Source organism: Fulvivirga aurantia (genome assembly GCF_009711475.1).
GTDB classification, from domain to species: domain Bacteria; phylum Bacteroidota; class Bacteroidia; order Cytophagales; family Cyclobacteriaceae; genus Fulvivirga; species Fulvivirga aurantia.
Genome location: NZ_SMMD01000766.1, coordinates 1 through 7,612 on the forward strand (window position 1 = coordinate 1; position 7,612 = coordinate 7,612).

Here is a 7,612-nt window from a genome sequence, read left to right on the forward strand (position 1 = left end):
ACACTTTAAAGTATGCGGGGAATCCAGCATATGGACATAATTGGGAGGTACAAGGGGGTGAAGTGATAGGTTTAGCTAATAGAGATGAGGTTGACGTTAGATGGTTCCTTAACCAGGCGAATTATAGTGTCACCCATAGTTTTACTGAGTCGGATGATAATCATGACCCTGAAACCTATATTATAAATGAAGTTTATTCTCCGGGGACGATTTCTGGTCCCTCTGATCTTTGTGAAGGTAATTCAGGCACATATACCGTAACCAATAATTCAAGCACTATAGAGTATTGGCAAAGTCGAAATAAAACAGGTAGCCATTTCTGGAGTAGTTGGAGCACAGTACCGGGAAGCAGTCAAAGTAGTAGTATCTCATTTAATAGCCTGTCTGGAGATACACAATTAAAGGCGACCATTCTTACAGGAGCTTGTGGTGAAGTTGTCACCGATGTTTTTACAATTTCATACACTGCACTGCCTTCTGAAAACCAAATTATCGGCAGAGAATATCTCGCTGGTGGTGGCTGTGGATCAGTGGATTACGAATTTGAATTTGCACCTGAACAGCAAATGTCACCAGCTACTGAATTTCAATGGCAATATTCACTTAATAATATAGATTATAATTCTTTTAATGATTTAGATATTTTACGTGATGATCAGGATAGATACGTTATAAACTTTACGGAGTCAACCTACGTCAGGGTCAGGTATTACAATAGCTGTGGAGAATCTTTTAGTAATGTGGTGTTTGTAGAGGTTTTAGAGGCCAACAATGGAGGTGTCATTTCCGGACTGGATAAATTTTGTGACCCACAAAATATTAGCCTAATTGTAAGTGGAGCAAGTTCTGTAATAGAATGGTATTCTCGTGAAAACGGAAACCCGAATTGGACAAATTTAGGATCAAATCCTTTTCCTGTGTACTTGTCTGAGACCACACATTTCAAGATTATTGCTGACAATTCGATATGCCCTGTTCAAGAGTCAGAAACGTTTACTGTTGTAAAGAAAAATGTACCTATTCTTACTTATGCTGACAACCGAACTGAAGATTTAGTTATCTGTGAAGGTCAGGATGGTAAATTTTTATTACCTCAAGTTCAGCTAAATATACCATGGGGTGAGAATATGCAGCTTGAAAGGAGTATTGAAGGTGGGCCCTTTATGGATTATTTTGTAGAATCAGGTACCTACATTGAAATAACTACCACTCAAAGCTATAGATTAAGGTTTGATAATTTTGAGGGATGTGGTTTAAAGTACTCAAACACTTTAAACTTTATTTTAATAAACCAACCTGAAGAGGGAACTCTTCCTGACTTTGATGTTTGCCATGGTGTAGATCTTACATTAGAGCTTACAGGAAACGGAGGTACAATTACTGGTTGGGAAAAAGGGATGAAAGATACTGATGGTAAGATAATATGGGCATCATATAATTCTAGTACTCAATCGCAGTTGCAACTCGCCAATATTACTGAAGAGGCTTACTACCGAGCTGTATTACATGTAGATGACAGGTGTGATGATTACTATTCCGACATTAGTTTTATCAATATTGTTGAAAATGGCGAAGTTGGAAGGGCCATAGGAAGCAGATACCTAAAGCCTGGAAATAATAGTGGGTCTGTTCGAGTACATAACCTTTCAGGGAATGTGGTTGAATGGCAAATCAGTAGAGATAACGGAGAAAAATGGACTACAGGTAGTACTGCTGAAAAGTATACCTATAAAAATCTTGGTCGAGAGACCTTGGCTAAAGCAATAATACAATTTGGAATAGGGTGCGATCTGTTGCCCACTAATGAAGTTAAATTGTCCATGGCGAAAGAATATGGTCTTAATATGATTACGTCCACCACTTACGATGAGGATGGGCAAACTTTGGGTGCTTCAAGAAGCTATTTTGATGAGAGTGGTCAACTATTACAGTCTCAATCAAGGGATGTTCAGAATAGTACAGTAATTATAAATCAACCCATAAAAGATGAATACGATAGAGCTGTATTCAGTGCTTTAGCCAGCCCTACGGACTTATCTAATTTTTTCTACCAGCCACAATTCATAGAAAATACCGCTGGTAATACATATACTTATTCAGACTTAGGAAATCCTGTTGGAAATTCGAATAGAAACACGTTAGGCTGGTACTATAGCGAAAATAATGACATCGAAGATAACGTACCGGTTACGGGTTTTCCTTACTCACTTAGCGAATTTTATAATGATGGGTCAGGTGCGGTGAGGCGTACCGCTGGACCTGGTGAGGTACATCGCATGGGATCGGGAAATGAGTCCTGGAATGGTACTTTTGCTGTAAGTGGGGAATTAGCTGATTACTTCACCCTTAAAGCACTCACACTTCCTGGAATTCCAAGACCTACAGGTGATCTTGCCAATGAGTCTACAGTGAGCGTGAGGCGTGATGTCAATGGTAAATTCTCACTTTCCGTTTCAGATAGACAGGGAAATGTACTCATGAGTGCACTGAAGGGGAATCGAGAACTCTCTCACACCAGAACTAACTCAGAAGGTAATTTTATTTATTTCTATTTGCTGAATCCTGCTACTGTAAATTTCACTTCATCCGGTAGTTATCAACTTGAGAATATAATTACAGATGATCATATTCCAGTTTCTGGGGGATCAAAATTATTGAACCCAGGGTTTTATAGAGTAATTTCTTCAGCTACAACTACAATTAATTATCGGGACAGTTATGGGAATGTTTCATACAACTTTTATGATAATGCAGGCCGCCTAAGATGCACAGTGTCTCCCAATGGTGTAAAACAGTGGAGAGAAGGTATTGCCTATGCTAATATTGATAAAACTACTTACATGTACAACCATCAGGGTTGGTTATTATCCACCACTGAGCCAGATGCAGGTACTACTGTATATTTGTATAGGACAGATGGAACCATACGATTCTCACAAAATCAGAAACAAAAGGAAAATGGACGATTTTCATATACCGATTATGATAATTTAGGACGCCCCATAGAATCAGGAGAGTATACAGGAAGCTTATTGTTTGGTACCGACACTAATGCAATACTGGAAAACCTTGGTTTCAATTCATGGAGTAACAGCGACAAAACAGATTGGGTGAAAACTTATTATGATCAACCGGTTACCTCAATTCCAAACGTACCCGCCAGCGTTCAACAAGACTTTGTCATGGGTGCAGCTTCATATACTGAAAATGAGCACATCACCACGTGGTACAGTTATGACGAACAAGGCCGCGTAACCTGGATGGCACAAAAACCAAATGGTTTATCAGGGCCGCTAAGTCGTACTTTCTTGCTCAAATATGATTATGACTTTTTGGGAAATGTTTTACAGGTAGGCTATGAAGCGTATGGCTCAGATCAGGCAAAGAGAGACGCCTTTTACCATTACTATACTTATGATGCCAATAAAAGATTGGATCGGGTTTATACCAGTTTGAATGGGAGTATTCCTTATGTCAATTTGCCAAATGAAACAGAAGCTCAGCTACAAGCAAGTTATACCTACTATCTGCATGGGCCATTAAAGAGAATTGAGTTGGGTGGTGATATGCAAGGAATTGACTTCGTTTACAATATCAATGGATGGTTAGAGCGCATCAATAGCCCTGATGATCTGAGCGATGAATCAGGCTTTATGGAAGATGCATTTAGTATGCTGTTAAATTACTACAAAACTGATATGACATCATTGTTTCAGGTCTCCAGTTTTAACCCGAAACAGGATCCGAAACAATTTCACCAACTTCCGAATATTCAAATCCAGCCTTCAGTTGATATCGCACATCTTATGCAGCTGTATAGACCTTTTGTGCCGGAATTAGAAAATAAAAACTTGTTTAAAGAAGAAAGTGCAGAACAGCCCAAATATCTTGAACAGTTAGAAAAATTGAGTAACGAAGAAAAGGAAAAGAGGGGATAATATATCTGAAACACCAAGTTTCTAATCAACGAAATCAACCACAATGAATATAAAATACTATTGCTCCCTGCTTTTCTTGTTTCTTCTTGTTTTTGGTATTCCTGTTATATCAGCAAAAGCCCAAACTCCTGTCACCTGGACGGATCTTGCAGGCGTAGAAGTACAACCCGATAATGCTTTAAAAAAGACAGCGGGTTGGGGAACTACCAATGCAGGCGCAGCTTCTGAAGAAGTACTTGCAGCTAATACCGATGGATGGGCAGAATTTACCATATCAACCGTGGGAGTTGAGTATATTTTCGGTCTATCAGAGATTAATGTTGATGAGAGTAAAACGATTGATTATGCAATAAGACTGCACAGCAATGGCAACATTTCTATTTTGGAGAAAGGCAGTTGGAAAGCTGGATATGATCCGGCTGTAGCTGGAGATGTATATCGCCTGGAGCGAATAAATAATGAAATTGTTTTTAAGAAAAATGGGGTGGCATTTCATACATCACCTACACCCTCTACTAGTTCACTATTAGTAGATGTGTCTATCTACCATACGGGTGCAGAAGTTACCGGAGCACAAGTTTCTTTTGGTAGTGAGATTGCTACAAATGATGACAAGGTAAATGCCTTGGAAATAACGTCATTAACAAAAGCCTGTTCTTCGGGCAAATCTTACAACAATTTTGGAGCCACCAATGATGGGGTACCTCCTTCAGTTTATACAAACCTAAAAAATAATGTTTGGTTTAAGTTTCAGGCACAGACCAATGGTATACAAATCAAAATTTCGAAGGCTGATGCTGGTGCTTTAACTGGTTATGTAATGGCATTGTATGATGAGAATGATAATGAAATTGATGCAACCAGGTTTAATCTGGGTTATGATGTATCTAGTAATAAATTGGTTGTCGGAAACTGGTATTATTTGTCAGTAGGGGGAGGTAGTGAAAGCAGTTTTGATTTATGTTTCAATGATGATATCCAAAATGATTTTCAGGAAGACGCGTTAGATATCAGTTTTTCAGGACTAAGCTGGACCTCCAGCAACGAAGCTTTTGATAACTATTATGCTACAAAAGATAATCAACCATCTTACAACCATGGTAATGTTTGGTTTAAGTTTCGTGCAAATAAAGCCAATGCAAGTATAGAATTGATTCGTGGGAATATGCCTAATACATATGTCGTGTATCTCATGGATGAGAGTAACAATCAAATTGGTTTTGTAAGATTTAACAATGGTAATAAAATATCTGTCAACAACTTAATCGAAGGTAATTGGTATTACCTTTCAGTAGGTTCAGGGGGTTATGCAGATGGAGTAGAAACTTCAACCTTCGACTTGAGCATACAATTCACTGGAAAAGTTAGTAGTTACGACTTCAACGCTTGCGAGGGTACGGTACTTACCGACAATATAGGCACCCTTAACGGAACGGTACATGGGGCAAAATGGATAGCAGGGTATGAGGGGCAGGGTTTAAAATTTGATGGAGTTGACGATTATGTGAAAATCGAGGGTAGTGAAGATGATTTTTCATTTGTACAAAATACCGGAGTTTTTACGATTGCTACCTGGGTTAAAATTGATGATTTGAATAGTAGAAACATTTTTATCGCCAATAGTGGTGGATGGGTTTCAAAAGGCTTTAGTCTACGCTATGAGCCATCGGGGTCAGGTACATTTGGTAATAAGCAGATAGTGTTTCAATCGACTACCGGGAGATCTAATGAGTACAACAAGATTTCAGGAGCAATTGGTACTATAAGCGACAATAATTGGCATCATGTGGCAGTAGTTGGTGACGGAAGTACAGCAACTATATATGTGGATGGGAATGAAGATGGTACAGGAGTCTTAAGTTACACTACCCCAGGTAACAGCGATTTCCCTGTTTATTTCGGAATTTATCCATCCGCTAATAATGGCGATTTACATTTACCATTAAAAGGTTCGCTAGATAACATCCATATTTACAACAAGTCACTTTCGCCTACCGAAATAAATCAATTTGCATCAGAACTAAGTAATCCAGGTTACTGCAATTTTGAAGCGTCTTACGATTTTAACTCTTGCGATGGCACCATACTCACCGACAATTCAGGTACGCTAAACGGTACCGTCAATGGTGCCACCTGGTCTCCAGGCTATAACGGACAAGCACTTAGTTTTGATGGGGTTGATGACCGTGCTTACATACCGTTTTCAGAGAACCTTAAGTATGGTCAACAGCTTTCTGTCGCAGGTTGGGTTAAAGCACCGGCACAAAGCAATGTCGGTACCATAGCCTCACAACATGTAGGAGGAAATGTACACAACAAAAAAGGGTGGCTATTATCTTCCACAACTATAAATGGCCAACCGCAGGACAGACTTCAAATCACAATTAGTAGTGATGGCACTGGAACTAAACAAAAGATATACTATTCATCAATAGCCGTTTTTGATGACCAATGGCATCATATTACTTTTACTTTTGATAATGGTGATCTAAGGCTGTACATAGATGGAGAGGAAGACACAGGTGTAGTTAAATACAAAGATGAAGCTCTTTCAACCATAAATGTTAATGAAGAAGACCTAACGATTGGCTATTCGCGAATAGATAACTCAGATGCTCGTTTCTTACTAGGAAAAATAGACCAACTTGAGATTTATAATAAAGCATTGTCAGCAGCAGAAATTAGTGATTTAGCAGCCTTGCCTTATTCTACCACAAGCTGTTTAGAGACGGTTGAGTGGCAAGATATCGTTAGCGTTACCCCTACATCTTCCAATGGTTTACGAAAATCCATAACAACCGCTGGTTACAATGCAGGAGCTTATTCAAAAAACAGACTGCCTTTAGGAGAAGATGGGTATTTTGAATTTGTAGTTGCCAATCAGAATGCAAGACTTTTTATGGGACTCTCAAAACACAATGCAGACGTCAACTACCTTAGTATCGATTACTCAATATTTATATTTAATAACAACTATTATGTATATGAAAGAGGAGTAAAAAAGTATGAAGCTACAGGGGTCAAAGCCAATGATGAGTTTAGAGTCGAAAGACAATCAGGTAAAATAAGATATTTTAGAAATAATGAGCTTTTTTATACATCGGAAAAATCGAGCCATTCCGATTTAAGTATTGATGCTTCATTTTTTAATCATAATGATGAGGTAAAAGATGTGTTTGCTACGTTTGAGGTGCCAACTAATGTTTATTCAAGCGATTTGCAGGTCTTAAAATTTGGAGAATCAGGGGTTGGTAACTTCGTGAGAGGAGATGGTACACATAGTATAGTTATAGCCAGAATGGGAGAACCTATAACCTCTGTGCCAGAAGATGGGTTTACATACAATGCAAATGAAGTTTTTGGTCAGGGAGACGAGATAGCACCAGGCCACTTTGTAGTCTATAATGGCACCGGTACAACATTTAATATCCGTAATCTGACAGAGATTAATCAGAACTATTACTTTAGAGTTATCGATTATACATCACCCTCAAGTCCAATTTATAACTCATTGGGAGCTGAGGCACGAAATATTGGAAATAATATTACATGGAATAATAAAGTTGGAGTACAGGAGACGGTTAGTAACGGTTTAAAAAAGATTTCAGGGGGAGGAGGTTATAACGCAGGGGCATTTTCTGAGAATAGGTTAGCCGAGAACTCATCAGGTTGGT

Annotated in this window: 2 protein-coding genes; both read left to right on the top strand. The window is 38.7% G+C overall.

The genetic code is table 11. From position 1 onward, the window contains the following. A partial coding sequence (locus tag E1176_RS20650; protein ID WP_185152726.1) for an RHS repeat domain-containing protein occupies nucleotides 1-3,938 on the top strand: 3,938 nt, incomplete at its 5' end. Between the two features lie 43 nt (nucleotides 3,939-3,981). Then, the coding region (locus tag E1176_RS09565) for a LamG domain-containing protein (protein WP_155210390.1) at nucleotides 3,982-7,612 on the top strand (3,631 nt) is incomplete at its 3' end.